The organism is Nocardia sp. NPDC050718 (assembly GCF_040654235.1).
GTDB lineage: Bacteria > Actinomycetota > Actinomycetes > Mycobacteriales > Mycobacteriaceae > Nocardia.
This window is the reverse complement of the sequence record NZ_JBFAHQ010000004.1, coordinates 251,250-275,618: the sequence shown is the minus strand read 5'-3', so window position 1 is coordinate 275,618 and position 24,369 is coordinate 251,250. Positions and strand designations below refer to the sequence as shown.

Annotated in this window: 19 protein-coding genes; 6 read left to right on the top strand and 13 right to left on the bottom strand. The window is 70.9% G+C overall.

The features are described 5' to 3' along the window. Positions 1–257: 257 nt before the first annotated feature. From AB0H54_RS20285 to AB0H54_RS20260, 6 genes are all read right to left on the bottom strand, one after another. Positions 258–866 (bottom strand): TetR-like C-terminal domain-containing protein, encoded by a 609-nt coding sequence (locus AB0H54_RS20285; protein ID WP_357346858.1) that lies wholly within the window; start codon positions 864–866, stop codon positions 258–260. A 59-nt stretch (positions 867–925) separates the two neighbouring features. Continuing rightward, on the bottom strand, positions 926–1,894 hold the full coding sequence (locus AB0H54_RS20280; protein ID WP_355272400.1) for a glycine betaine ABC transporter substrate-binding protein: 969 nt from the start codon (positions 1,892–1,894) through the stop codon (positions 926–928). Then, positions 1,891–2,628, bottom strand: a complete 738-nt coding sequence (locus AB0H54_RS20275) for an ABC transporter permease (RefSeq protein ID WP_355272401.1) — start codon at positions 2,626–2,628, stop codon at positions 1,891–1,893. Before AB0H54_RS20275 ends, AB0H54_RS20280 begins: the two co-directional genes overlap by 4 nt. Continuing rightward, a complete protein-coding gene (locus tag AB0H54_RS20270; protein ID WP_357346857.1) occupies positions 2,625–3,905 on the bottom strand; it encodes an ATP-binding cassette domain-containing protein in 1,281 nt (426 codons plus the stop codon). The genes AB0H54_RS20275 and AB0H54_RS20270 overlap by 4 nt, the downstream gene beginning before the upstream one ends. Beyond that, complete coding sequence (locus AB0H54_RS20265; protein WP_357346856.1) at positions 3,902–4,546, bottom strand: ABC transporter permease; 645 nt, start codon at positions 4,544–4,546, stop codon at positions 3,902–3,904. The genes AB0H54_RS20270 and AB0H54_RS20265 overlap by 4 nt, the downstream gene beginning before the upstream one ends. A gap of 140 nt (positions 4,547–4,686) precedes the next feature. Continuing rightward, complete coding sequence (locus AB0H54_RS20260) at positions 4,687–5,622, bottom strand: TauD/TfdA family dioxygenase (protein ID WP_357346855.1); 936 nt, start codon at positions 5,620–5,622, stop codon at positions 4,687–4,689. 179 nt (positions 5,623–5,801) lie between these two features. Here AB0H54_RS20260 and AB0H54_RS20255 point away from each other — a divergent pair, with 179 nt between their 5' ends. Next, positions 5,802–7,304: an aldehyde dehydrogenase family protein gene (locus AB0H54_RS20255; protein ID WP_357346854.1), complete on the top strand. Its 1,503-nt coding sequence runs from the start codon at positions 5,802–5,804 to the stop codon at positions 7,302–7,304. Positions 7,305–7,331: 27 nt separating this feature from the next. On the opposite strand, the gene AB0H54_RS20250 is transcribed toward AB0H54_RS20255, so the two are convergent. The 3 genes from AB0H54_RS20250 to AB0H54_RS20240 form a co-directional block, all read right to left on the bottom strand. Continuing rightward, positions 7,332–8,996 carry a bifunctional 3'-5' exonuclease/DNA polymerase gene (locus tag AB0H54_RS20250; RefSeq protein ID WP_357346853.1) on the bottom strand — a complete coding sequence of 555 codons (1,665 nt, stop codon included), beginning with the start codon at positions 8,994–8,996 and terminating at the stop codon, positions 7,332–7,334. A 42-nt stretch (positions 8,997–9,038) separates the two neighbouring features. Continuing rightward, entirely contained in the window at positions 9,039–10,244 is a 1,206-nt protein-coding gene (locus AB0H54_RS20245; RefSeq protein WP_357346852.1) for a glycoside hydrolase family 76 protein, read from the bottom strand. Between the two features lie 352 nt (positions 10,245–10,596). Further along, positions 10,597–11,622, bottom strand: a complete 1,026-nt coding sequence (locus AB0H54_RS20240; RefSeq protein ID WP_357346851.1) for a crotonase/enoyl-CoA hydratase family protein — start codon at positions 11,620–11,622, stop codon at positions 10,597–10,599. Between the two features lie 177 nt (positions 11,623–11,799). Here AB0H54_RS20240 and AB0H54_RS20235 point away from each other — a divergent pair, with 177 nt between their 5' ends. After that, complete coding sequence (locus AB0H54_RS20235; protein ID WP_357346850.1) at positions 11,800–12,216, top strand: hypothetical protein; 417 nt, start codon at positions 11,800–11,802, stop codon at positions 12,214–12,216. A gap of 48 nt (positions 12,217–12,264) precedes the next feature. Here the strand turns inward: AB0H54_RS20235 and AB0H54_RS20230 are convergent, their stop codons facing one another. From AB0H54_RS20230 to AB0H54_RS20220, 3 genes are read right to left on the bottom strand one after another with little or no spacing between them, the layout of a single operon-like run. After that, positions 12,265–13,650 carry a styrene monooxygenase/indole monooxygenase family protein gene (locus AB0H54_RS20230; RefSeq protein ID WP_357346849.1) on the bottom strand — a complete coding sequence of 462 codons (1,386 nt, stop codon included), beginning with the start codon at positions 13,648–13,650 and terminating at the stop codon, positions 12,265–12,267. Positions 13,651–13,694: 44 nt separating this feature from the next. Then, positions 13,695–15,134 (bottom strand): LLM class flavin-dependent oxidoreductase, encoded by a 1,440-nt coding sequence (locus AB0H54_RS20225; protein WP_357346848.1) that lies wholly within the window; start codon positions 15,132–15,134, stop codon positions 13,695–13,697. Beyond that, positions 15,131–16,354: an acyl-CoA dehydrogenase family protein gene (locus AB0H54_RS20220; protein ID WP_357346847.1), complete on the bottom strand. Its 1,224-nt coding sequence runs from the start codon at positions 16,352–16,354 to the stop codon at positions 15,131–15,133. Before AB0H54_RS20220 ends, AB0H54_RS20225 begins: the two co-directional genes overlap by 4 nt. Positions 16,355–16,488: 134 nt before the next feature. Between AB0H54_RS20220 and AB0H54_RS20215 the strand changes: the two genes are divergently transcribed. The 4 genes from AB0H54_RS20215 (at position 16,489) to rph (ending at position 22,180) form a co-directional block, all read left to right on the top strand. Continuing rightward, positions 16,489–17,787 (top strand): MFS transporter, encoded by a 1,299-nt coding sequence (locus AB0H54_RS20215; RefSeq protein ID WP_357346846.1) that lies wholly within the window; start codon positions 16,489–16,491, stop codon positions 17,785–17,787. Next, positions 17,784–18,794: a glutathione S-transferase C-terminal domain-containing protein gene (locus tag AB0H54_RS20210; protein WP_355272422.1), complete on the top strand. Its 1,011-nt coding sequence runs from the start codon at positions 17,784–17,786 to the stop codon at positions 18,792–18,794. The genes AB0H54_RS20215 and AB0H54_RS20210 overlap by 4 nt, the downstream gene beginning before the upstream one ends. A gap of 46 nt (positions 18,795–18,840) precedes the next feature. Next, positions 18,841–19,428 (top strand): GNAT family N-acetyltransferase, encoded by a 588-nt coding sequence (locus AB0H54_RS20205; RefSeq protein ID WP_357346845.1) that lies wholly within the window; start codon positions 18,841–18,843, stop codon positions 19,426–19,428. 121 nt (positions 19,429–19,549) lie between these two features. Beyond that, entirely contained in the window at positions 19,550–22,180 is a 2,631-nt protein-coding gene (gene rph, locus AB0H54_RS20200; protein WP_357346844.1) for a rifamycin-inactivating phosphotransferase, read from the top strand. A 50-nt stretch (positions 22,181–22,230) separates the two neighbouring features. Here the strand turns inward: rph and ligA are convergent, their stop codons facing one another. Continuing rightward, positions 22,231–24,222: an NAD-dependent DNA ligase LigA gene (gene ligA, locus AB0H54_RS20195; RefSeq protein ID WP_357346843.1), complete on the bottom strand. Its 1,992-nt coding sequence runs from the start codon at positions 24,220–24,222 to the stop codon at positions 22,231–22,233. Between the last annotated feature and the right edge of the window lie 147 nt (positions 24,223–24,369).

Below are 24,369 nucleotides of genomic sequence, written 5' to 3'. Positions count from 1 at the left end.
CCTCGCCTCGGACGCCTCGAGCGGTCGCGGCGCGAACCCGGACATCGGTCTCGTCACCTCGGATGCCGATGCGGGACAGACGACCCCGTCCGCCGGACCGAAGTTCATCGTGGCGAGCGGTGCGCAGACGACCTGGGCGAGGGCGATGAGGCACAGCATCTCGGTGCGCGTCGGCGCCGCATCCAGGTCGCGGGTGCGCCGGAACGCCCGGGAAGCAGCGCCGCCCCACACTCGACCGAGAAAGCGTCGACGGCGGCTCACCGGGTCGACAGGCGGTCGTTGGCGACCAAGGCTTCCGAGGCAGCGAGTGCAACTATGCACGCGAGTTCGGTTGCGTACGACGGAGCCTCGTCGAGCACGCTCAGCCACGCGAACAGCGGCGCGAGGAGCAGCGACCTGGTAACTGCGAGATCGGGGCGGCAACGCAACTCGCCACGGCGGATCGCTCGGTCGAGCAGTGTGGCGACCACCGCGCGCTCCGCCGCCGGACAGGTCGACGCGAACCGGACACTCAGCGTGCAGTCGCTGCGGATATCGGCCAGCAGACCCGCCACTGTCTCGCCACCCGATCGCCGCAGCCGGGCGCCGAGGCCGTCGGCGAGGGCAGCCAGATCACCCCGGAGCGAACCGGTGTCGGCGGGCGGATTCTCCCGCAGGGCATGCAGCAAGGCCCCGAAGGCCATCTCCTGACGGGTGACGAAGCGCCGGTGGATCGCCGCCGCGCTCACCCCGGCCCGCGCCGCGACCGCGTCGACGCCCAGACCCGCATACCCGGACTCGTCGAGGATCTCGCGCATCGACTCCGCGATCGACTCGTCGATCCGCCGCTCGCGCGCACGGACATCCCCGCGTTTCACCGTCACCATGAGGGCAGCATACGAAACTGTTAGTTTCGATATCAAGCGTCTCGTAACCGGTGACCCCGTTACTCGATCAGACGCTCGCTCTTCAACCAGTCGTAGGCGACATCGGACGGGTCCTCGCCGTCGATGTCGACGCGGCCGTTGAGGTCCTGCATCAGTTCGTCGGTCAGCCGCTCGGAGATGGTGCCGAGCAGGGCCCGGAGTTCGGGGTGCTGCTCGATGACCACGCCGCGGACCACGGCTGTGCCGCTGTAGGGCAGGAAGAACTTCTTGTCGTCGTCGAGGACGGTCAGGTTCAGGTTCTTGACGCGGCCGTCGGTCGTGTAGACCATGCCGAAATTGCAGGGCTGGCTCTTGGCGGTGGCGGTGTAGACGACGCCGGCGTCCATCCGGGTGACATTGCCCGAGGGCACGCCGTTCGGATCGTTGTACGGGATGCCGTACTTCTCCAGCATCGGCAGGAAACCGTCGGAGCGGCTGAAGAATTCGTCGTCGACGCAGAAGGTGCGCTCGGCCACCGGCAGGGCGGCGGCCTCGGTCAGCGACCGCACGCCCAGCCGCTGGGCGGTCGGCGCCGACGCGGCGAAGGCGTAGGTGTCGTTGAAGTTGGCCGGTGGGAGCCATTCCAGGTCGTAGTCGCGCTTCTCGACGTCGTGGACGCGCTGCCACAGTTCCTGCGGGTCGGCGATCGTCTCGGTCTCGTTGTGGTAGTTCACCCACCCGGTGCCGGTGTACTCCCAGAGCACGTCGGCGTCACCGTTGAGCTGGGCCTGGCGGGAGGAGGCCGAGCCCGGCGCGCCGGTCAGGTCGGTGACCGAGGCGCCCGCCGCGGCCAGATAGGTCGCGGTGATCTTGCCGAGCAGCACACCCTCGGTGAAGCTCTTCGACGTCACCACGATGTCCGCGCCGTCGAGCGGGCGGTCGCCGCCGGGCAGGCTCGCGTCGTGGAAGGTGCCCGACGAGCTCACCAATCCGCATCCGGTGAGCAGGGTCAGACCGGCCACGAGTACCGGAACCAGCCGTCGTCTCATGAGACACCTCGCGGGGTCGCGGCCAGTTCGACGAGTCGGCCGAGCCAGTCGATGATCAACGCCAGCAGCCCGACCAGCACGGCACCGGAGATCAGCAGCTTGGGCAGGAACAGCGTGACGCCGGTGGTGATCAGGGTGCCCAGACTGGTCGCGCCGATGAACGTGCTCAGCGTCGCGGTGCCGACCAGGATGACCAGCGCCGTGCGCACCCCGTTGAGGATCACCGGCACCGCCAGCGGCAGCTCGACCTGCACCAGCGTGCGCGCGGCGGAGAAGCCGATCCCGCGCGCCGCTTCGATGGTGCGCTGATCCACCTGCCGCAGACCGACGATCGTGTTCTGCAGGATCGGCAGCACCGCGTACACGACCAAACCCACGATCGCGGTGCGGAATCCGGTGCCGAGCCAGAACGTGAACAGCACCAGCAGGCCCACTGCGGGCGCGGCCTGCCCGATATTGGCGATATTGACCGCGATCGGCTCGAATCGCTTCAGCGCGGGCCTGGTCAGCGCGATGCCGAGCGGAATCGCCACCAGCACAACGATCAGCGTGGCGACCACCGTCAGCCGGATGTGTTCGGCGATGGTGGTCTGCAGATTGTCCCAGCCGAGGGAGGCCTGCTCGGTCGCGGTGAAGGTCGTCGACCGGTACCAGAGCAGGTAGCCCAGGCCGACCACCACGATGATGATCGGCTCGAACCACACGTCGATCGGCACGCGACGCAGCCTGCTCATGACGGTTCGGCCGGTGCGGTGCCGTCGTCGGCGGCGACGACCGGGGTCGGCGTCGGGTCGGACCCGTCGACATAGGTCTCGTACGAGGACGCGGGCTCGGTGGCGTGACTCTCGGCCAGCTTCGTCTGGATCACCTCGGTCACCGACCCGATGCTCAGCGAGCCGACGACCGCGCCGCGCCCGTCGGTGACGAGGGTGGCGCCCTGGCTGGCGGCCAGCATTGCGTCGAGCGCGTCGTTGAGCGTGGAGGACTGCGCGACCACCGGCAGCCTGCGGTCCAGATAGTCGGAGACCTCGGGCTTGCTGGCGACTTCGGTGAGCGAGGGCCACGAGCGCGGCCTGCCCGCCGCGTCGACGACCACGACCCAGGTGTGCCCGGCCGCCCTGGCCCGCTGGATCACCGCCTGCGCCGGTTCGCCGATGCGCGCCGTGGTCACCGGGTCGTAGGCGACATCGCGCACCCGCGAGACCGTCAGATACGCCAGTTTCGCGCCGGATCCGACGAATTCCTCCACGAACGGTGTCGCGGGATCGGTGAGGATCTCCTCCGGGCGCGCGTACTGCTCGATGTGCCCGCCCTCGGACAGGATGAGCACCTTGTCGCCGAGCTTGGTGGCTTCCTCGAAGTCGTGGGTGACGATCACGATGGTCTTGCCGAGTTCGTGCTGGATCGCGATCAGGCTGTCCTGCAGGCGAACCCGGGTGATCGGATCGACCGCGCCGAACGGTTCGTCCATCAGCAGCACGGGCGGGTCGGCGGCGAGCGCGCGGGCCACACCGACGCGCTGCTGCTGGCCGCCGGACATGTCCTTGGGCAGCCGGTCGGCGAAGGTGGCGGGATCGAGACCGACCAGATCCAGCAGGTACTCGGTGCGTTCGGCGATGCGCTTCTTGTCCCAGCCGAGCACCCGCGGAATGGCGCCGATGTTCTTGGCCACCGTCCAGTGCGGGAACAGGCCGCCGGACTGGATCACATAGCCGATCGACTGGCGCAGCTTGTCGGGGTCTTCCCTGGTGACGTCGCGGCCGCCGATGAAGATCCGGCCCTCGGACGGCTCGATCAGCCGGTTGATCATCTTCAGCGTGGTGGTCTTGCCACAGCCCGATGGCCCGACGAAGGCGACGATGTCGCCGGCGTCGATCTCCAGATCGAGCCGCCGCACCGCGGGCACGTCCTGCCCCTTGTACCGCTTGACGACACCGTCGAGCGTGATCGACGCCCCGGTCACGGTGCGCTCCGGCGCGGCAGGGGCGGGCTGGCTGGTCACTTCGGTCATGTCAGTCCTTCGGCAATCGTGAGCCGTCCGAGCAGGACGAGCAGCGCGTCGAACACCAACGCGATCGCGACGATGAGGATGGTGCCGGTCAGCGCCATCTCGAGGGCGTTGGCGCCGCCGAGGCGGGACAGGCCGTTGAAGATCAGCGAGCCCAGCCCGGGGCCGAGCACATAGGCGACGATGGCCGCCACGCCGACGATCATCTGGGTGGACACGCGAATACCGGTGAGGATCACCGGCCACGCGATCGGGAACTCGACCGTCAGCAGGATCCGCCATCGCGACAACCCGATGCCGCGCGCGGATTCGATCACCGAGGGCGGCACCGAACGCAGCCCCACGATGGCGTTGCCGATCACCGGGAGCGCCGCGAAGAAGGCCAGCATGATGAACGACGGCACCACGCCGAGCCCGAACGGCACCAGCAGCAGCGCCAGCAGGGCCAGCGAGGGAATGGTCAGCGCGACCCGGCTCGAGGTGAGGGTCAGCGCCGAGGCCAGCGGCAGACGGTAGACGGCCACCGCGACGAGGACGGCGACGAAGGTGCCGACCAGCACGGTCTGGAACGCCAGCGAGGCGTGCTGGTAGGTCAGGAAGGTCAGCAGCTCCCCCCGACCCCGCACATAGTTCCACAAGTTCACGGGAATCCCATCGTCGAGCCGGGCCGGTCAGGACCTGTGCGCGCGTGATCACCGGACGTACGTGTCGTCGAAGGGTAATCCATGACGTGCGTTCGGCCGGGGACCCGAAGTTCCGGAAGTGTTGCGATACCGGTTGATTCCTACGCCGCGCGCCGGTGCGGGGCACTCGCGTAGCCGGCGGCGTCGCCCGCGATCACCGTGCTCGGCGTGCCGTCGACGCCCACCGGGACCGCGCCGGCCAGGGTGATGCGGGTCAGCCTGCGGTGCTCGCGGCCGTCGTAGTCGTCGACGGCGTAGTGCTGGGTGGCGCGGTTGTCCCAGACGGCGACGTCACCGAGCGACCAGTCCCAGCGGGTGGTGTGCTCGAGCCGGGTCACCCGATCCTGGAACAGCCGGAACAGCGCTCGCGATTCCGAGCTCGACAGCCCGACGATCTCCTTCACGAAGCAGCCGAGCAGCAGAGCGCGCTCACCGGTCTCGGGATGCACCTCGACGACGGGATGCTCGGTCTCGAAGTAGGTCGACTCGAACTCGCCGCGGTAGGCGCGGTCCTTGTCGTCGGGCCGGTCCTCGATGTCGGCGGCGTAGTCGTAGCGGTTGGTGTGCCGGGCGCGCAGGTTCTCGGCCAGCAGTTTCAGCGGCGCGGGCAGCGCGTCGTAGGCGGCGACGGTCGAGGCCCAGGTGGTCGAGCCGCCATAGCTGGGCAGCGCGACGGCGCGCAGGATCGAGGCACTGGGCACCCGGTCGACGAAGGTGACATCGGTGTGCCAGACATTGGAGCGGGTCTGGTGCGAGTCGATGGCCAGGCTCTTCGCCCCCGCCGAGGTGACGGTGGGATGCGGAGTCGTCGGGGTGCCGAGCAGCCGTGCGAACTCGTACTGCCCGTCCTCGGTGAGGTGGTGCTGATCGCGGAAGAAGATCACCTTGTGCTCGTGCAGCGCGGCCCGCACCGTGGCGACGGTCCGCGCGTCGAGCTCGCCGCCGAGCCGTACGCCCTCGATCCGCGCACCGAGGTGCGCGCCGAGCTTGACCACCCGCACACCGGTCGCGGGGACGGTGGCGTCATCGACGGACATACGGGGCCTCTCGCTCGAACCGGGACGATCCGGTCCTACGAAACCATCCGCGCCACGGCGGGAACAGGATTGGACTCACGGCGAGCGGAACCCGCGTCCGACGCCGTGGACCTGCTACTGCGCGGCGTCGCGTACGTTGGTCGGCGCACACCCGGCTCTAGCGAGAGGCAGATTCCCCGATGGTCCTCACCGACGAGCCGCTCCTGCGCTCCCCCGGGCTCTACCTGGACGGGTGCTGGGTGCGGCCGGTCGACGGCGGCACCAGAGCCGTCCACGATCCGGCCGACGGTGGCGTCCTCACCATCGTCGACGAGGCGGGCCCCGCAGATGTGTCGACGGCGATCGCGGCCGCGCGCGCCGCCTTCGCGACCGGTGACTGGCCCGCGACACCGAAGGCCGAACGGTCGGCCCTGCTGCTCCGGATCGCCGAGCTGCTCGACGCCCACCGTGACGACCTGGCCCGGATCGAGACGGCCGACACCGGCAAGACGCTGCGCGAGAGCCACCTCGACATCGACGACGTGATCGCGGTGTTCCGCTACTACGCGCACCTGGTCACCATCGACACCGACCGGCTCGTCGACACCGGGAACCCGGCGGTGATCAGCCGCGTCGTACACGAACCGGTCGGGGTGTGCGCGCTCATCGCGCCGTGGAACTATCCGCTGCTGCAGATGTCGTGGAAGATCGCGCCCGCGCTGGCGGCCGGGTGCACCGTGGTGGTCAAGCCCAGTGAGGTCACGCCGCTGTCGACGATCGCGCTGGTGCGGTTGATCGACCGGGCCGGGGTGCCCGCCGGCGTGGTGAATCTCGTGCCGGGCAGCGGCGAGGTGGTGGGTGCGGCGCTCACCGACAGCCCCGACGTCGACCTGATCTCGTTCACCGGCGGCGCGAGCACCGGGGCGGAGATCGCGAGCCGGGCGGCCCGGCACGTCACCCGCGTCGCCCTCGAACTCGGCGGCAAGAACCCGCATCTCGTCTTCGCCGACGCCGACCCCGACAGCGCCGTCGACGCGGTGCTCACCGGCGCCTTCCTGCATTCCGGTCAGGTGTGTTCGGCGGGCACCCGGCTCATCGTGCACGCCTCGATCGCCGACGAGTTCGTGGCCGAGCTCGCGCGCCGCGCGGCCGCGATCCGGGTGGGCCCCGGTAGGGACCCGGCGTCGCAGACCGGCCCGCTGGTCTCCCCCGAGCATCGCGCGAAGGTGGAAGCGTATGTCGCGCTGGGCCTTTCGGAGGGTGCGCGGCTGGTCGCGGGTGGCCGCCGCCCCGACGACCCCGCGCTGGCGGCGGGCAGCTACTACCTGCCCACCATCTTCGACGACTGCGACCGCTCGATGCGCATCGTCCAGGAGGAGACCTTCGGCCCGATCCTCACGGTGGAACGCTTCACCACCGAGGCCCAGGCCGTCGCGCTGGGCAACGACACCGCCTACGGCCTGGCCGCCGGTGTCCGCACCGCCGACCCGGCGCGCGGCGAACGGGTGGTGCGCGCCCTGCGGCACGGCACGGTGTGGCTCAACGACTTCGGCGTCTACACGCCCGCCGCCGAATGGGGCGGGTTCGGCCGCTCCGGCATCGGCCGCGAACTCGGGCCGACGGGACTGGCCGAATACCAGGAGACCAAGCACCTCTGGCACAACACCGCCCCAGCCGTCGGCGGGTGGTTCAGCACCGGGTAGCCGGAACCGGAACGACTCGGCGACAGCTCACTTCGCGTCGCCGTAGCACTGCACCACCGCGGTGGTGAACGGGAACCGCACCGGGGTGGGCCCGAAGGCGAGCCGGCCCGCGGTGTCGGCGGCGGTGGCGATCACGTCGACGATCGTCGCGGCCTCGTTCTCCGGGCAGTGCACGATCACCTCGTCGTGCTGGAAGAAGACCATCTCGGCGCGCAGTCCCGCGCTCGCGATCGCCTGGCGGATCGCCGCCAGGACGAGCAGCGCCCAGTCGGCGGCGCTGCCCTGGACCACGAAGTTCCGGGTGAACCGGCCACGCGCTCGCGCCGCCGGCGTCCCGGTGAAGACCGCGCCGTTCTCCTCGGCGAGATCCGGGGACGTCGCCGTCACGGGCGGGCAGGTGCGGCCCAGCCAGGTGCGCACCAGCCGGCCTTCCTCCCCCGCGTGCGCCGCGTCGTCGACATAGGCCACCGCGGCGGGATACTGCCTGCGCAGGCCCGCCAGATGGGTGAGGGCATCGCCCGAGGTCTGCCCGTAGATGGCGCCGAGCAGCGCGAGTTTGGCCTGCGCGCGGTCGCCGCCGAAGCCCCGGGCCGCCAGGTCGGCGTAGAGGTCCTCACCGCGACCGGTCACCTCCATCAGGGCCGGGTCGCGCGAGATCGCGGCCAGGATCCGCGGTTCCATCTGCGCGGCGTCGGCCACGACCAGCGACCAGCCGGGGTCGGCGCGGATCGCCTGCCGGATCACCTTCGGAATCTGCAGGGCCCCACCACCATTGGTCGTCCAGCGGCCCGACACCGTCCCGCCGGGCAGGTACTCGGGCCGGAAGCGGCCGCCGTGCACCCACTGTTCGAGCCAGGACCAGCCGTGCGCGGTGTGCACCCGGTACAGGGATTTGTAGGCCAGCAGCGGCGCGACCGCCGGGTGATCGATCTGCTGCAGTTCCCATTTCCGGGTGGAGGACACCATGATTCCGGCCCTGGAGAAGGCCTTGACGATGTCGTTGGGCAGATCGGGCCGCACCCGCACCCCGCCGCCGAAGGCCCGTGACACCTCGTCGGCCAGTTCCGCCATCCGGCGCGGTTCCAGCGCGCCCGGAAAGCGTTCGCCCAGCATGGTGTCGAGCAGAGCGCGGTGGATGTCGGCGCGCCACGGGATCCCGGACCGGGCCATCTCGGCCGCGACGAGCATGCCCGCGGACTCGGCGGCCAGGAGCAGTCGCATCCGTTCCGGGTGTTCGGTCCGCGCGGTCCGGGCGACCTGCCGCTCGTAGACCGCCACCAGCGCGGTGAATTCGTCGGTGCCCGGCGGCAGCGGCACCGGGCCCGAGTCGAACAGGGAGGGCTGGGTCTCGGCGGCGCGCACGGGAGCGTCCGGCGGGACGGCCAGGCCGTGCAGGCGCGCCCAGGCGGCGGCCAGCGACCTGGCCTGGCCGGACTGACCTTCCTCGTGTCCGATCAGCAGCGCCTCGGCGGCCTCGACGTCGTAGCAGCGCTCGACCCGCACCCCGGCGGCCAGCAGGGTCCGGTAGATCTCGGCGGTCGATCGCCACACCCACCGCTCGACCTCGGGACGCGCGCGGACGGCCTCGGCCAGCGACGGTTCGTCCATGATCGGTCCCGCGGGCCTGCCGTCGGGGTCGAGCGGGCACAGCCGGGCGCCACCGTCACCCGTCTCCGCCACCGCCCATCGCACGTGCCGAGTGTGGCATCGGGGTCCGACACGCCACGGCCGCGCTCACCGTCCCGCGGCCGTGAGCTGGTGATCCGCCTCGAGCAGCATCCACCCGCTCAGCTGCACCGACAGATCGCGGCTCAGGTTCGCCGCCGACGCCGCGTCGGCGCCGGCGAGATGGAGCAGCGAGCTCGGATACTCCGGCGCGGCGATCGGGCGGTTCCAGTCCATGCCGAACAGCGGCAGCCCGTCGACCTCGGCGCGATGCGCCCACGCGGCCCGCGCCGACGCGCGCACGATGGCCGCAGCGGTGGCATCACCCAGCGCCAGCGCGGTTTCGGCCAGATACCGGGCGAGGATGCCCATGAACAGCCCGGAATCGTTCGCGGTGGCCGCGATGATCACGCCCCCGGTCGTCAGCGCGGTCGCCGTCGCCGCGACGAGCGCCGCCGCGCGGTCCCGGTGGACGGCGTCACCGGTGCGCACCGCCAATTCGGTCTCCAGCCCGATCGCCACGCCCTGGCAGTAGGTGTGGATGGTCCGGTTCACCTGTCCGTCGGGTTCGTGGACGCCGTCGAGGGTCAGCCCGGTGGCGGGGTCGCGCAGGCGGGTGTGCAGGAACTCGGCGAGTTGGCGTGCCCGGCCGAGATCGCCGAGCCGGGCCAGCGCGATCCCGGTCGGCCCCACCGCCGGGGTGTTGAAGTAGGGATCGCCCGACCGCCACGGCACCGCGCCGACCTGCGCGTTCCAGCCGTCGAGCAGGTCCGACCGCAGGTCACCGATCGCGTCACCGAACCGGATGCCGAGCAGCCGGTCGGCGCGTTCGAGCGCCAGCGCCAGCCAGGCCATGTCGTCGTAGTACCGGTTGGTCCAGCCGGTGATGTTGCGGGTGCGGATGCCGAGCGCGAGCGCGGCGACCCGGTCTGTGCGGGCGGGTGTGGGGTCGCGGTGGGCGGCGTCGACCGCGCAGTCCACCAGGTGGGCCTGCCACCAGTAGCACCAGCGCCCGAACGACTGTTCCACCGGCGACGCTGGCCAGACCAGCGCGCCCAGACTCCGCTGCGGCAGGCCCCACAGCGCGCGCACGTGCCGGGTGACGATCGCCCGTTCCGCCAGCTCCGCCCGCTGCCCGGAGGTCAGTGCGTCGGCGGCGGGCGGGCACCGGATCGTGCCCGCTCGCGGTGGGTGCCCCAGCACCCCGATACCGATCGCGGCACCCGCCGCGATCAGCGCACCGCGCCGGCTGATCCCCTCGTTCCGGCGAACCATCCGCTCGGACTCTCCTTCCGCACGACGACGCCCGAGCCGGGAACCGTACCGCTGGGGCGTCGGTCCGCGGTGGCCGGAACTTGAACTGTTCCGGTGTACCGCGAGAACGTTCGGCGGAGCCGGAGGCTGTCCGGCGGGTGTCGGCCGGGCGGTCCGGGCGGGGCGATCGGCGCGGCCGACGAGATCGGCGGCCCAGCCGTTCACAGACGACGAGGTCGACGGGCAGTTCGGTACCGTCGTCCAGAATCACCGTGTTCGCGGTGAATTCCCGCACTCGACCGTGTGCCAATTTTATCTCGCCGTCAGCACGCAGGGCCGCGGTGCAGATGGTCGTGGACCAGGCGGCGCCGGCTCAGTCCTGATCTCCCGCCTGACCACGTTTGTGGTCGCCGAACGGTTCGTCGCGTTCGCGCACGGCCTCCCGGAATCCGACAGTGGCCGAACGGAGTTGGAAGGCGTAGCCCTCTCGGGTGTGCCGGGAGATGCCGTCGAAGACGGTGCTGACCATGCCGGACGTGGCGACACCCTGGGCCAGCAGGCTCGAGTTGAGCGCCAGTTTGGCCATCATGAGCTGATTGACCGGCATCCGCGCGATCCGCTCCACCAGCGCCTCGGTGCGCGCGTCGAGTTCGTCGGCGGGCCACGACTCCACCGCCAGACCCCACTCGGCGGCCTGCTTGCCGGTCAGGCAGTCGCCGGTGAACAGCAGGCGCTTGGCGCGCTGGTCACCGAGCCGGTGCGCCCACATGCCCGCCGCCGGGATGCCCCAGACCCGGGTGGGCGGATAGCCGATCTTGGTGTCGTCGGCGCAGATGATCTGGTCGCTGTAGAGGGCGATATCGGTCCCGCCCGCCACCGCGAAGCCGTGCAGTTTGGCGACGGTCGGCTTGTTCGCGTGCAGCAGGCTGGCGAAGCCGCGATTGAACCGGCTCATCATGGCGTAGTCGAGCATCGGATCCCAGGTGCCCCAGGGATTGTGGTTGACCGCCTGCGCGATCGGGTCGACCGCGGTGCCGGTGACCTCGTCGGAACCGCCCGCGCTCGCGAAACCCCGCTCGGCGAACAGGTCCAGGTCGTAGCCGCCGCAGAAACCCTTGCCGCGCCCCGAGACCAGGATGACGTGCACGCGCGGATCGAGATCGGCCCGCTCGACCGCGTGCGCGAGATCCACCGGTGTGTCCGGGGTGATGGCGTTGCCCTTGTCGGGCCGATCGAAGGTGATCCGGGCGATGCGACCGTCCCGCTCGTAGGTCAGCGTCCGATATTCCCGCTCGGCACTCGGGTCGGGCCGGTCGCGCCACGGGGACTCGGGCCCTTCGGTCCAGTTCTCGTACCACGCCGCGGGCCGCTGTCCCGCATGCGATTCGTAGTCCGACATGTGGCTGCCTCCTGGGTACACGGAACGTGACGGCGAGGCCGATGCTATCGGCAGGCCAGGCCATGGCCCGCCGATTTCGCCTCGTCGCCTCCCGCCGCTGCCGCGCTATGGTCGAACGGCGTGGCCGTCCGTGACCGCGGGCGGGTTCCCCAGCCAACCGACACGAAGAGGCATGTCATGCACCTCGGCGGTACGACCATCCGGGCCCTGATCGCGGCGGCTGTCGTCGCGGCACCGCTGGGCGCGCTCGCGCCCGTCGCCGCGGCCGACCGCGGCCTGCTCGACGACGCGATCACCCTCACCAGCGGCGGACTGTGCGTCGGGCACATCCATTTCGCGACGGTCTTCGGACCGGACACCCCGTATTTCGGCCTGGTCAGCGCGCTGCACGGGATCGGCCCGTGCTCGGTGGAGGTCGCGGTGAACTGGCGCAATCTCGACACCGGCGCCACCGGTACGGTGCGGCAGCAGGTCTACGGGACCGGCGGCACCCAGATCTCGTTCGCTCCCGGGCCGGGGCGGATCACCGGCACACTCACCACCGACGCGCCGCACAAGCCGGGCACCTTCGAATTCCAGCGCACCGCACCGTGATCCGCCGCGGCCGGAGGGTGACCGGCCGCGGCGGAATCGAGGTGCCGCTCAGGCGCGGGTGAGCGCGCCCGCGTACTCGGACCGGGCGAATCTGCCCGCGGGCTGGAACCGGGCGAGCACGTCGGCCGCGGGCACCCCGGTGATCTCCTCGATGTAGGCGCCCGCCTGCTCGGCGGTGTCGATCCCGAGGAACGGCTGCGGCTGGTGCAGCAGGCCGACCAGCGCACTCGCGAACCGGGGCTCCACCGCCGCGGCGGCGAAGAACTGGCCGCCGATGTCGGCGAATTCCGGGTCGCTGAGGAACAACCGGGTCACCTTGGCGGCGGCATCGCTGCGCGCGGCGAGGAACTCGCCGTAGCGGGCGGCGATCCAGGCCTCGTCGAAGGCGCCGTCGTGCACGGCGGCCGCGGCCACCAGGCGTTGCGCCTGGATCAGGCCGCTCTGCGCGCCCTGCCCGGCGATCGGGTCGTAGGCGACGGAGGTGTCGCCCAGCGAGGCCACCGGATGACCGCTCGCGGTCCGGCCGACACCGGCCCGGACCACCGGCCGGACAGCGCCCTTCAGCCACGAGTGCGGATCGTCCTCGATCACCCGGGTGGCCAGGACCTCGGGCAGGTCCCAGTCGATGTAGTCGCGGTACAGCTCGGTGACGATCCGGTGCGCCGAGGCCGCCGAATCGGCCGCCCCGAACCGCGCCGCCCAGTCGCTGCCAGGCCGGGCCCAACCCAGGAACGCCCAGCTCGGACCGGCGTCCTTGTGCAGGTAGGGCCCCCACCAGCCCTCGCCCTGATCGGCGAAGATGGAGAACCCGCTGTGCCCGCCGCCCGCCGGACTGCGATGCGCGAACACACCCGGGTCGTGGCCGAGCCCGGTGACGGTGACCGTGAGCAGCGAACGCTGGGGCGCGTCGTAGACGGTCCGCTCGGTGTCGACGGGGAACAGGTCGGACAGGCCACCGCGGCCGGTGGCGACGAGGGTCAGGTCGTGCCGGGCGGCGATACCGTCGAGGGATTCCGGGGTGACCTGCTCGACGACGAAGTGCCCACCGCGTTCGCGGAAAGCGGTGAGCCGCTCGTCGGCTTTGAGCCTGGTGTCGACCGCGACCCCGACGTAGCCGTCGAACACGCCGTCGAAGGCGATCAGCTCGGCGCGGTCGGGGTCGGCGATCCGGACGCTGAGCCCGGTGTGCCGGGGGGCCCTGGCGGTGTAGGTGTCGAGGCCGAGGGCCAGTTCGGCCTGCTGGGTCACCCCGAATTCCAGGGCGGTGCCGGTGGCGGGAACGTCGTCGCGGAGGGCCGGTTGGTCGCGGTCGCTGTAGAGCGTCACCTCGAAGCCGGCGTCGAGCAGACCTAGCGCCGCGGAGACGCCGGTCTGTCCGGCGCCGACGATCGCGGCCGAACGCGTGGAACGTGAAGCGGGATTCTGCGATGTCATATCGACATGGTTCTCGATTCCCTTCCGCCGCAGCAGGGTTGCGATCAGCGGGAATCGATGGCCGCGGCGACCGAGCCCGGCCGTGACTCCGCGTCGGGCAGGACGGTCGAATTCCGGCCACCCACCCGGTAACTCGCGCCACGATGGTCGGCCGGGAGCCGGTCGCCCGCGCCGAACAGCGCCTGCCGCAAGGTGCCGGGCTCGTACGCGGTGGCATAGGCGCCGCGGGCGGTCAGTACCGGGACCACGTGCCGCACGATGTCCTCGAAGGTGCCGGGGGTGATCGCGTAGGCCAGGTTGAACCCGTCGAGATCGGTCTCGGCCACCCACTCCTGGAGCTGATCGGCGACGGTCTCCCCCGACCCGACGAACACCGGGCCCATGCCGCCGATACCCGCCCAGCGGCCGATGTCGCGCACGGTCCACGCGCGGCCGTCGTCGTCGAACTCCTGGAACGCCGCGACCGCCGACTGGATGGCGTTGCTCCGCACGTCGCCGATGGGGTCGTCGAGGTCGTAGCGCGACAGGTCGATCCCCAGCCAGCCGGACATGAACACCAGCCCGCCCTCCACACTCGCGTAGGACAGGTACTCCACGTACTTGGCGTGCGCGGCCTCGTCGGTGGCATCGGTGATGATGGTGGCCAGCGCGTAGATCCGGGCCGCGTAGCGGTCGCGGCCCGCCGCCTCGAGCGCGTCCCTGACCCGCGACACCGTCTGGGCGAGTACCCGTTTCGACGGTGCGGCCACGAACACCGCCTCGGCGTTCTCCGCGGCGAAACGCACGCCGCGCGGGGACGCGCCCGCCTGGTAGATCACCGGGGTGCGCTGCGGTGACGGCTCGGACAGATGGATGCCGGGCACGGTGAAATGCCGTCCGCGATGGCCGATGTGGTGCACCTTCGCCGGGTCCACGTAGACGCCACGGTCGACGTCCCGCACCACCGCGTCGTCTTCCCAGGAACCCTCCCAGAGCTTGTAGAGCACCTCGAGATACTCGTCGGCCTGGTCGTAGCGATCGTCGTGGTCGAGCTGGTCGTCGGCGCCGAGATTGCGGGCGGCCGAGGGCAGATAGCCGGTGACCACGTTCCAGCCGATCCGGCCGCCGGTGAGGTGGTCCAGCGTGGACAGCCGCCGGGCGAACGGGAAGGGGTGCTCGAAGCCGGTGCCGGTGGTGATGCCGAAACCGAGATGCTCGGTGACCGCGGCCATCGCCGTCACCAGCAGCAGCGGATCGGCCACCGGCACCTGGGCGCCCTCCCGCAACGCGGCGAGGTCGTTGCCGCCGTAGACGTCGTAGACGCCGAGCACGTCGGCGATGAAGATGCCGTCGAAGCGGCCGCGTTCGAGCAGCTGGGCGAGCTCGGTCCAGTAGCTCAGCTCCTTGTAGCGGTGCGACTGGTCGTCGGGGTGGCGCCACAGGCCGGGCGACTGATGGGCCACACAGTTCATGTCGAAGGCGTTGAACCGGATCCGGCGGGTCATCGGGTCTGCCCGTCGGCCGCGACCCGCTCGCCCGCACTCCAGCCGAAGGGCAGGTCGGTGCCGTTGAGCAGGTGATCGCCCACCGCCCTGGCCTTCTGGATGGCGGGGTTGTGCACGGAGATGGTGCGCGCGTTGCGCCAGTGCCGGTCCAGGCGCAGCCCCTCGGACACGATCGACGCGCCACCCACCTCGAACAGCAGGCTCGTGGCGGGCAGCACGGTGTCGATCACCGCGAGCTGGGCTCGCGCCGCGGCGAGTTCGACCGCGACGAGCGCGGTCTCGTCCTTCGCCCCGGCGGCGAGGACCTCGTCGAGCAGCTCGGCCACCGCGAGCACGTTCGCGCGGGCCGAGAACGCGGCCGCCGACAGGGTGCCGATCACCTGCTGCACCAGCGGATCGTGTCGGGGCAGGTCGGCGGCGGAATGGGTGTAGCCGCGCGTGCGTCGCGAGACCCACTCGCGCACATCGCTTTCCGCGCGCTGGGCGATCCCCGCGAGCACCGCGAGCTGGACCAGCTGCAGGTAGGCGGTCGCGTAGGTGGGGCCGGACACGCCGTAGCCGGGGCCGAGGATCTGATCCTCGGTCACCCGCACCGCGGTGAATTCGGTGGTGCCGCTGGCGGTGAGCCGCTGCCCGAAGCCGTCCCAGTCGTCGTGCTGACGCACCCCGTCGGCCTGCGCGCCGACCAGCACGCCGACCCGTTCGCCGTCACGGTCGGCGGCGACGAGGATGTGGTCGGCGTAGAGCGAACCGGTGCTGTAGTACTTGGTGCCGTCGAGCCGCCAGTGCTCGCCGTCGCGAGTGAGCCGGGTGCGGTACCGGTCGACCGCGCCGACACCGGGTTCGGTGATGGCGTTGCCGACCAGGGTGCCCTCGGTGATCGCCCGCAGCCACCGCTCGCGTGCCGGGCCTGCGTCCGCCAGCAACTGGTCCTCGACGAAGGAGAAGTGCACGCGCAGGGCCTGCGGCAGGTTCGATTCGGCGGCGGCGAGGTCGATGAGCAGCCGGAACAGCTGGCGCACGCTCGCGCCGTAGCCACCGAACTCCACCGGCACCCGCAGGGCGCCGAAGCGGGCGGCGCGCAGGTCCGCGATCTCGGCATGCGCCAGTGCACGGTCGGTCTCGCGGGCGACAGCGCCCTCGGCGATACGGTCGAAGAGGGGACGGAAGACGTCGTCCAGTTCGGAATCGGCCACGCGTTTCGTCTCTGTGGAAGTCATTCCCCCACCATGACGCCGCGGGCCCGCGCGCTCACGGGTTGCGCGCAGCGGGATCGCAAAGCGGGCCGGGCCGCGTTGCGATCAGGCCGAGCCGGGGGCCTGTGCCCCGGCGGGGTCTCTGCGACGATGTCGGCATGAGCACCGCCACCCGACCGGGTGTCTTCACGACCGGCACGCTGGTTCTGCTGTCCGCGCTGTACTTCGCGCAGGGTCTGCCGTTCGGCTTCTTCACCCAGGCGCTGCCGGTGGTGCTGCGCGAATCGGGCTATTCGCTGGTGGCGATCAGCGCGTCGGGTGTGCTGTTCCTGCCCTGGGCGCTGAAGTTCCTGTGGGCGCCCTATGTCGACCGGTACGGCACCCGGCGGACGTGGCTGCTGGTGCTGCAGCTGTCCGCGGCCGCGGTGGCGATGCTGCTGGCGTGCCTGGACCTGTCGTCGTCGCTGCGGTGGCTGTTCGTCGGCATCGTGGTGGTGAATCTGCTGTCGGCGACCCAGGACGTGGCCACCGACGGGCTCGCCGTGCGTCTGCTCGGTCCGCGCCAGCGTGGACTGGGCAACGGCATCCAGGTCGGCGCCTACCGCGTCGGCATGATCGTCGGTGGCGGGGCGCTGCTGTGGTTGTTCGCCCTGTCGGGGTGGCGGGTGCTGTTCCTCGCCATGGCGGTGCTGATCGTGGCGACCACGGTGCCGGTGTGGCTGCTGCGCGAACCGGTCGCCGACCGCCCGCCGCGCCCGCATCCGGCCCGCCTGCTCGGCACCTGGTGGACCCGGCTGCGCAGGCCGGGCGTCCTCGCGTTCATCGCGCTGATCGGCGCGTTCAAGTTCGGTGATTCGATGGCCTCGGCGCTGACCGGTCCGTTCCTGTCCGACGCCGGGCTCGATCTCGGCCAGATCGCGCTGATCAAGGGGGTGCTCTCCTCGGCGGGCGCCCTGGCGGGCGCGGCTATCGGCGGCTGGCTCGCCTACCGCTTCGGCCGCAGGCACGCGCTGCTGATCGGCGGGGTCACCCAGACCGCGAGCATCGCGCTGTATCTGTTCGCGGCCCTCGGCGTCGGCGGATTCGAACTGCTCGTCACCGCGAGCCTGGCCGAGCACGTCTTCGGCGGCGCCGCCACCGTCGCGGTGTTCGCGTTGATGATGGACGCCGCCGACACCGACCACGCGGGCAGCGACTACACCCTGCTCGCCTGCGCCATCGTCGTCGTCCAAGGGATGGCGGGGCTGGCGGCCGGGGTGATCGGCGACCTCGCCGGCTATCCCGCCCTGTTCGCGACGAGCCTGGTCCTGTCCGGACTCGGTTGTGCCGCAATGCTTCTCGGGTTGTCGCGCGGGCTCGGGCCCGTCGGCGTACGCCGCGCGCTGGCGGACACCGACGCGGCCGCGCGTCCGGTGCAGGAACCGGCGGCCGAGGAGTCTGCCAGACTGGGCCGGTGAGCGATGCCGATGCGGGTACCTACGTCGAGCCGGGCGAATTCCGTCGCGATACGAACTACATCACGACGCGGATCACCGCCGACGGTCGCGACGGTTACCCCGTCGAACCGGGGCGCTACCGGCTCGTCGCGGCCAGGGCCTGCCCCTGGGCCAACCGCACGCTGATCGTGCGCCGATTGCTCGGCCTCGAGCCGGTGCTCTCCCTGGGCCTGTGCGGGCCCACCCACGACAAGCTCAGCTGGACCTTCGATCTGGACCCGGGCGGGTTCGATCCGGTCCTGGGCATCCACCGGCTGCGCGACGCGTATCTGGCCCGGTTCCCCGACTATCCGCGCGGGATCACCGTGCCCGCGGTGGTCGACATCCCGACCGGGCAGGTGGCCACCAACGACTACGCCCAGATCACCCTCGACTTCTCCACCGAGTGGACCGCCTTCCATCGCCAGGGCGCGCCGCAGCTGTATCCGGAGCCGCTGCGTGACGAGATCGACGAGATCAACCTCGACGTCTTCCGCAACGTCAACAACGGCGTCTACCGCTGCGGATTCGCCGGCGCCCAGGACGCCTACGACGCCGCCTACACACGCCTGTTCGACGCCCTCGACCGGCTCACCGAGCGGCTGAGCACCCAGCGCTACCTGGTCGGCGACACCATCACCGAGGCCGACGTGCGTCTGTTCACCACACTCGCCCGCTTCGATCCCGTCTATCACGGCCATTTCAAATGCAACCGGAGCAAACTCACCGAGATGCCGGTGCTGTGGGCCTACGCGCGCGATCTGTTCCAGACCCCCGGCTTCGGCGACACCATCGATTTCGGTCAGATCAAGGAGCACTACTACGTCGTCCATCGCGACATCAACCCCACCGGCATCATCCCGGCCGGACCGGAGTTGTCGAACTGGCTGACGCCGCACCACCGCGAGGAACTGGGCGGTCGCCCGTTCGGCGACGGCACCCCACCGCCGCCGCCCCTGCCCGCCGAGCAGGTTCCGCCGATTATCTGAGATCGACTGTCCCACATCGACGCCGGGGCGCGTGGACACTAGGGGTATGCCCGAACTGCTGCCGCCCGTGGTGGATCCCGATCGATTCGCCGCGACACCGCAACCGCATCTCTCCGGCGTCGACGGCCTGGCCCTGCGGCCGTGGGCCGAGGCCGATGCGCCCATCGTGTACCGGGCGTTCCAGGACGCGGCGATCAGCCGCTGGCACGTTCGCACCGCCGAATCCGTCGGCCAGGTGCGCCGGTGGATCGAGCGGTGGCGCACGGCGTGGTCGGCCGGTAACGGGCAGTGGGCCGTCACCGTCGGCGACGAGGTGGCGGGGCGGATCGGCTTGCGCCGCAGCGACCTCGGCGAAGGCCACACCGAACTCGCGTACTGGACGCTGCCCGCCTGGCGCGGTCACGAGATAGCGCCCCGCGCCGCCCGCATCCTCACCCGGTGGGCGTTCGAGGACATCGGTTTCGACCGCATCCAGCTCACGCATTCGGTCCACAACCCACCGTCGTGCCGGGTGGCGGCCAAATGCGGATTCGTCCTGGAAGGAACGCTGCGCGGGGCTGGGCGCCACCGCGACGGCTATCACGACATGCACCTGCATGCCCGGCTGCGTACCGATCGCCCGGGAGTCCGCTGAACGATCGGCTGCTTGTCTCCCCCTTCTACTGTATACACGAATCCGGGGCCTCATGAGGCGCGCAATCGTGGTCCATAATCGCTCGCGAAATACCGAAACCACCAGGTGAGGAGTAGCGGGGATGGCCTATGTACTGGATTTCGGGGAGATCGATCGCACCCGGGTCGCGATCGTCGGCGGCAAGGGCGCGAACCTCGGCGAGCTGGCCCGGATCGACGGAGTCGACGTGCCTGCGGGCTTCTGCGTCACGACCGAGGCCTTCGCCGAGGCGGTGACGGGCGCACCCTCGATCGAGGGTCTGTTCGAAGAGGTGTCGCGGCTAGCGGCCGACGACCGGGCGGGTATCGCCGCCGTCAGCGCCCGTGTTCGCCGCGCGCTCGAAGAGCTGGTCGTGCCCGAGCACATCGCGGCCGAGATCCTCGGCACGCACGCCCGGCTCGGAGTCGACGGCGCCTACGCGGTCCGGTCCAGCGCGACGGCCGAGGACCTGCCGACCGCGTCGTTCGCGGGTCAGCAGGACACGTTCCTGAACGTCGTCGGCCCCGCGGCGATCCTCGCGCACGTCAGCCGGTGCTGGGGTTCGCTGTTCACCGAACGGGCCGTCACCTACCGACTGCGCAACGACCTCGGCGAGCAGCCGGTGCGGATGGCAGTGGTCGTGCAGCGGATGGTGTTTCCACGCGCCTCGGGCATTCTGGTCACGGCCGACCCCGTCACCTCCGACCGGACCGTGGTCTGCATCGATGCCGGATTCGGTCTCGGCGAAGCGCTCGTCTCCGGTCTCGTCAACGCCGACATCTACCGGGTCCGCGACGACGCCGTCACCGAGCGGACGATCGCCACCAAGAAACTCGCCGTCGAGCCGGCGCCGGAGGGCGGCACCCGGGTGCGCGAGATTCCCGAGGAGCGCCGCACCGACCCCGTGCTGTCGGAGGCGGAGGTGCTGCGGCTGGCCCGGCTCGGCCGCCGGATCGAAGCGCATTTCGGCAGTCCGCAGGACATCGAATGGTGCCTGGACGGTCCGGACCCGCGGATCGTGCAGAGCAGGCCGATCACCACGCTGTTCCCCGTTCCGGTGGCCGCCGACGCGGAGAACCGCGTCTACGTGTCGGTGGGCCACCAGCAGATGATGACCGACGCGATGAAGCCGCTGGGAATCTCGCTGTGGCAGTTGACGAGTCGCGCGCCGATGCGGGACGCGGGTGGTCGGCTGTTCGTCGATGTCACCGAGATGCTGGCGTCACCGATGATCCGCACCGGTCTGATCGACGGGCTGGGCAAGTCCGATCCGCTGATCGGCGACGCGCTGCGGTCCGTGGTCGAGCGCGATGACTTCCTGCGCCCGGCGACCGACGACACCTCGGTCCGCGCACCCGCCGGTGTCCCCGCACCGGGCGCGGCCCGCGCGCCGATCGAGGCCGATCCCGCCCTCGTCGCCGCACTGGTCGCCGATATCGACGGCTCCATCGCCACGCTGCGGCGCGAGATTCCGGCCTACTCGGGCCCGGCGCTGATCGACTTCCTCCTGGCCGATATCCAGGAGTTGCAGCGGACGGTGTTCGCGCCGCGCAGCCTGCAGGCCATCATGTCCGCGATGGAGTCCACCGAGTGGCTCAACGACCGGCTGTCGGACTGGCTCGGCGAGAAGAACGCCGCCGACGTACTGCTGCAGTCGGTTCCGGGCAATGTGACATCGGAGATGGGGCTGGCTCTGCTGGATGTCGCCGATGTCATCCGGCCGCACCCGGAGGTCGTGGCCTACCTGCGCGAGGTGGAGCAGACGGGTGCGGAGCGCGACGACTTCCTCGATCAGCTGGGCGCACGCTCCGGTGGGGCCGCGGCCCGGGCCGCGCTCGAGGGGTTCCTCGACCGGTACGGCATGCGCTGTGTCGGCGAGATCGACATCACCCGGCCTCGCTGGAGCGAAAGCCCCACCACGCTCGTGCCCACGATCCTGGGCAATATCAAGAATTTCGGGCCCGGCGCGGGCAAGCAGCGCTTCGACGACGGCCTGCGCGACGCCGAGCAGGCCGAGCACCGACTTCTCGCGCGCGTGCGCGCCCTGCCCGACGGTGCCGCGAAAGCCGCGGAGACCGCGGCGATGATCGACCGCCTCCGCACGTACTCCGGGTATCGGGAGTATCCGAAATACGGCATGGTGAGCCGCTACTTCGTCTACAAGCAGGCACTGCTGCGCGAAGCCGACCGTCTCGTGCGCGACGGCGTGCTGCGCGACCCCGAGGACATCTACTACCTCCGGTTCGACGAGCTCGGCGAGGTGGTCCGCACGCAGCAGGCCGACGCCGAACTCATCGACCAGCGCAAGGACGCGTTCCGCTCGTATCGAACGCTCGCCGCGCCCCGGGTGCTCACCTCCGACGGTGAAGCCCTCACCGGCGCCTATCGGCGCGCGGACCTGCCGCCGGGCGCGCTGCCCGGGATGGCGGTGTCCGCCGGGACGATCGAGGGCCGCGCGCGCGTCGTGTCCGATATCGGGCAGGCCGATCTCGACCCGGGCGACATCCTGGTGACCGCCTATACCGACCCCAGCTGGACGCCGCTGTTCGTCGCGATCCGTGGCCTGGTGACCGAGGTCGGCGGGCTGATGACCCACGGCGCGGTGATCGCCCGCGAATACGGCCTGCCCGCCGTCGTCGGCGTGGAGCACGCCACCACGCTGATCCGCGACGGGCAGCGCATCCGCGTGCACGGCGCCGACGGCTATGTCGAGATCCTGACGCCGGACGAGTGACGCCGGCACCGGCGCTCGGCGGCCCACCTCCGGGCCGCCGAGCGTCCGGTCTAGACGACCTTGGCGTCGATCAGCAGGTTCCAGATCTCGCCCTGGTCGACGACCTCCACGCCGAGCTTCTCCGCCTTGGCCAGCTTGCTGTCACCGACACCGGCGCCGGTGATGAGCAGATCGGTGTTGGCCGAGACCGAGGAGGCCGCGGTCGCGCCCGCCTGCTCGCACAGCCGCTGGAAGGTCGGGCGGGCGACCTTCTCCCCCGACCGCGGGTCGCTGATGGCGCCGGTGATGACGACCGTCTTGCCCGCCAGCGGCGCGCCTGCCGCGACGACCGGGGCGAGGTCTTCCTCGCGCACGTCCAGGTCGACACCGGCCGCCCGCAATCGATCCAGCTCCGGGCGTAGCCGGGTGAGGTGCGCGACCAGGGAGGCGGCGACCTTCGGGCCGATGTCGTCCACCGCGACGAGCCGTTCCTCGCCCGCGTCGGCGACCTCCTCCAGCGAGCCGAATCCCGCCCTGGCCAACCTGGCGGCGGTGCCGTCGGAGGCCATCGGGATGGCCAGCCCGATCAGCGCGCGGCGCAGGCCGACCCGGCGGCTCGCGTCGATGGATTCGATCATCCGCGCGGCCGACACCTCGCCGATCCGATCGAATTCGAGCAGGCGCTCCTGGGTGAGGGTGTAGAAGTCCGACGGGTGCTCCAGGATGCCCGCCTCGGCGAGGCGTTCGATCCACACCTGACCGATGGCGTCGATATCGGCCGCCGCGCGCGAGGCCCAGTGGATGAGCCTGCGCACCGTCTGGGCGGGACAGGCGACGTTGGTACAGAACAGCTCTCGGCTGTTGCCCTGTTCGGTCACCGGCTGCCCGCACGACGGACACACGGTGGGCGGCACGATCTCGCGCTCCGCGCCGGTGCGCTTCGCCGCGTCGAGCACGCCGGCCACGAACGGGATCACGTCACCGGCGCGGCGCACCAGCACCGTGTCGCCGATCTTGATGTCGCGGGCGCGGATCACCTCTTGATTGGCCAGCGTGGCCTTGGTGACGGTGGTGCCACCGACGAACACCGGTTCCAGCCAGGCGACCGGGACGATCTTGCCGGTCTTGCCGACATCCCAGACGACGTCGGCCAGCAGCGTGGTCTTCTCCTCGGCGGCGAACTTGAACGCGAGCGCACCGCGCGGCGAGTTGGACCGGGTTCCGGCCGCCGCGTAGGCGTCCCGGTCGGCCAGGCGCAGCACCGCGCCGTCGATGTCGTAGTCCAGGTCGTTGCGGCCCTGCTCGATCTCGGTGATCGCGGCCTGCGCCGCGGTGGCGTCGGCGCACACCCGCATCCGCGCACCCTCCACGCCCAGCGCCAGCAGCCCCGCGCCGAGATCGTGGGCGGCGCCTCCGTCGGCGGTGTCGAGGTCGAAGCCGAAGAACTGCAGGCGGCGTTCGGCGACCGTGGCCGGGTCCTTGGCCCGCAGCGTGCCCGCCGCGGCATTGCGCGGGTTGATCAGCGGTTTGTCCGGGTGGGCGGCGTTGTAGGCGGCGAAGGTCGACCGCAGCATCACCGCCTCGCCGCGCACCTCCACGCGCCCGGGGAGCTCGATCCGCTCGGGAACGCCGTCGACCAGGGCGCGGACCAGCATGGTCACGTCGTCACCGGTGGTGCCGTCGCCGCGCGTCACCGCTCGCACCAGGCGCCCGTCCTCGAAGACCAGCGACAGCGACAGGCCGTCCAGTTTCGGCATCACCACCACCGGCTGCCCGGGGAAGCGCTGGAAGAACGCCTCGACCTGCTCGGGTTTCGTGGCCTTCTCGAGCGACAGCATGGGCCGTGCGTGCCGGACCGGTGCGTGCAGCACCGCGGGCGCGCCGACCTGGTCGAGCGGGTTCGGGTCGGGCGTGAGTTCGGGGTGCGCCGTGATCAGCGCACGCAACTCGTCCTCGATCGTGTCGTACTCGGCATCGGCGACCAGTGGCGAGCCCTGATAGTAGGCGTCGCGCAGCGCCACGATGCGATCGGCGAGTTCCTGGATACGTTCCCCTGTTTCCACAGCACGCGACGCTACCGATGCCCACCGACAGCTCCGGCGAGGAGGGTGCGCCACCCGCCCGGCCGCTCACGAAATCCTCACGAGGGCGGCGGCAGTATCGGTGCCGGATCAGGTGCCCGGCCACGCCGACCGAGCGAACCCGACACC